At 73.9% G+C, this 2,573-nt stretch carries 2 protein-coding genes and 1 pseudogene; all 3 read right to left on the bottom strand.

Annotation, left to right across the window (positions count from 1 at the left end):
- Positions 1-542: pseudogene (locus AOK15_RS40950) on the bottom strand (ATPase); the annotation flags it as partial.
- On the bottom strand, positions 539-1,216 hold the full coding sequence (locus AOK15_RS40945) for a uracil-DNA glycosylase (RefSeq protein WP_055524313.1): 678 nt from the start codon (positions 1,214-1,216) through the stop codon (positions 539-541). The gene AOK15_RS40945 and the pseudogene AOK15_RS40950, both read right to left, overlap by 4 nt.
- A gap of 143 nt (positions 1,217-1,359) precedes the next feature.
- Positions 1,360-2,445: a WD40/YVTN/BNR-like repeat-containing protein gene (locus AOK15_RS40940; protein WP_055524311.1), complete on the bottom strand. Its 1,086-nt coding sequence runs from the start codon at positions 2,443-2,445 to the stop codon at positions 1,360-1,362.
- Positions 2,446-2,573: the final 128 nt, after the last annotated feature.

Genomic DNA, 2,573 nt, shown 5'->3' with positions numbered 1-2,573 from the left:
ATCCACGCCCCGCCACCGCAGTCCCCGAGGAGATGGCCCCAGCCGTCCGCCCGTCGCCAGGCCCGCAGATCGGTGCCGATCGCGATCAGCCCCGTACCGGCGGCGATCACGGCACCGGGCCGAGCCCCCAGCGCGCCGGTGTACGCCGTGACCGCGTCGGCCGCCAGCGCCGTCCGCCGGGCCCCCAGTTCACGCGCGAACGCGGACGGCAATTCGGCCCGCAACCGCTCCCCGAGCGTCGCGAACCCGGCCGCCCCGACGGTCACCGCCACGGGACGCTCCAGACCCGCCCCCGCGAGCAACCGCCGCGCCCTGGGGAGCACCAGCTCCAGCAGATGTCCCGCGTCGATGCCCGAGGCCCCGGTGCGCACCGGCTCCCCGGACGCGAGCGGCTCCCCGACGACACTGCCGCCGACGGCGAGCGCCACCCGCAGCCCGGACCCACCGGAGTCCACCGCGAGGACGACGGGGCCCTCCCCGCCGCCCGCCGAGGCGGACACCGGTTCCGGCCGATCCCCGGACGGCACCCCGGCGGCCGTCATGGCAGACGCCAGTCCACGGGAGTACCGCCCTGACCGGCGAGCAGGTCGTTGGCGCGGCTGAAGGGACGGGAGCCGAAGAAGCCGCGGTCGGCCGACATGGGGGAGGGGTGGGCGGACTCGATGGACGGCAGATCGCCCAGCAGGGGGCGGAGGTTGCGGGCGTCGCGGCCCCACAGGATCGACACCAGGGGGCGCCCGCGTGCGGCCAGCGCCCGTATCGCCTGCTCGGTGACCTCCTCCCAGCCCTTCCCGCGGTGTGCCGCCGGCTTGCGCGGGGCGGTGGTGAGCGCCCTGTTGAGCAGGAGGACGCCCTGCTGGGTCCAGGGCGTCAGGTCGCCGTTGGTCGGCGGCGGCAGCCCCAGGTCGTCGCCGAGCTCCCGGTAGATGTTGATCAGGCTGCCCGGCAGGGGCCGTACCTCCGGGGCCACCGAGAAGGACAGGCCCACCGCGTGCCCCGGCGTCGGGTACGGGTCCTGGCCGACGATGAGGACGCGGACGTCGTCGAAGGGCTGCTGGAAGGCGCGCAGGACGTTCGGTCCGGCCGGGAGATAGGTGCGTCCCGCGGAGATCTCCGCGCGCAGGAAGTCGCCCATCCTGGCGATCTGTCCGGCCACGGGCTCCAGCGCCTTCGCCCAGCCCGATTCGACGATTTCATGCAACGGTCGTGGTGCCACGGCGTCACCCTACTGCCGCGAACGCGCCGACGATCAACCACCGGTCGCGGTGCGACCGGTGCTGACCGTTTGGATGCCGAACCGCATGCGTTCCGGGCCGACTTGGGGTTCGGTACGTGGGTTTCCCCCTTCAGCCCGCGCCGTCAGCCGATCACCGCCGCCCGTACGCACAGCACGTCCGGCAGATGGGACGCCAACTCGCGCCAGCTGTCCCCGTCGTCCGCCGACGCGTACACCTCGCCGTTGCGGTTGCCGAAGTAGACGCCCGCCGGGTCCGCGTCGTCCGTGCACATCGCGTCGCGCAGCACCGTGCCGTAGTGGTCGTCCGTCGGCAGGCCGCTGGACAGCGGTTCCCAGCTGCCGCCCGCGTCCGCCGTGCGGAAGACCCGGCAGCGGTGGTCGGCGGGGACCCGGTCCGCGTCCGCGTTGATGGGGAACACGTACGCGGTGTCCCCGCGGTGCGGGTGCGCCACGGCGGCGAACCCGAACGTGGACGGCAGTCCCTCGCCGATGTCCGTCCAGTGCGCGCCGCCGTCGTCGCTGCGGTACACCCCCCAGTGGTTCTGCAGATACAGCCGGTCGGGGGTGGCCGCGTCCCGTGCGACCTTGTGCACGCACTGGCCGAACTCCGGGTCGGGGTCCGGCAGGAACACCGCGGAGACCCCGGAGTTGGACGGCGACCAGCTCGCGCCGCCGTCCTCGGTGCGGAACACCCCGGCGGCGGAGACGGCGACGGTCGTGGCGCGCGGGTCGCGCCGGTCGGTGAGGATGGTGTGCAGCCCCTCGCCGCCACCGCCCGGCTGCCACTTGTCGCGGGTCGGGTGCTCCCACAGCGACCGCACCAGCTCGAAGGTCTCGCCGCGGTCCTCCGAGCGGTACAGCGCGGCCGGCTCCGTACCCGCGTACACCACGTCCGGTTCGGCGGCCGACGGGTGCAGCTGCCACACCCGCTCCAGGGAGGCACCCGTGTCCTTGGGGAACTTCACGGCCGGACGGGCCGGTTCCGTCCAGGTGCGCCCGAGGTCGTCGGAGTGGAACACGGAGGGGCCCCAGTGCGCGCTGTCGCCCCCGACGAGCAGACGGGGCGTGTCCCCGCGGGTGTCGATGGCGGCCGCGTACACGGCCTGCGCGTTGAAGTACGGGCTGTCGTCGAACTCCCAGGCGCCGCCTCGCCGCCGCCCGATGAACAGGCCCTTGCGCGTGCCTACGGTGAGCAGTACCTCGGTCATCCCGGCCACCTCCCTGGACATCGTCGTCTCAGTCACGGGCCAGTCTGCACCCAGCCACTGACAGTCACCCCTTGAGACGCCATCGCCGCAGGTCGGGCGGCATGTGGCGGGCGGGGGAGGGGTGGGAT

Source organism: Streptomyces ossamyceticus (assembly GCF_001418475.1).
In the GTDB taxonomy this organism is placed as follows: Bacteria; Actinomycetota; Actinomycetes; order Streptomycetales; family Streptomycetaceae; genus Streptomyces; species Streptomyces ossamyceticus.
The sequence above is the reverse complement of the archived record's forward strand: the minus strand, read 5'-3'. Positions and strand labels throughout refer to the sequence as shown.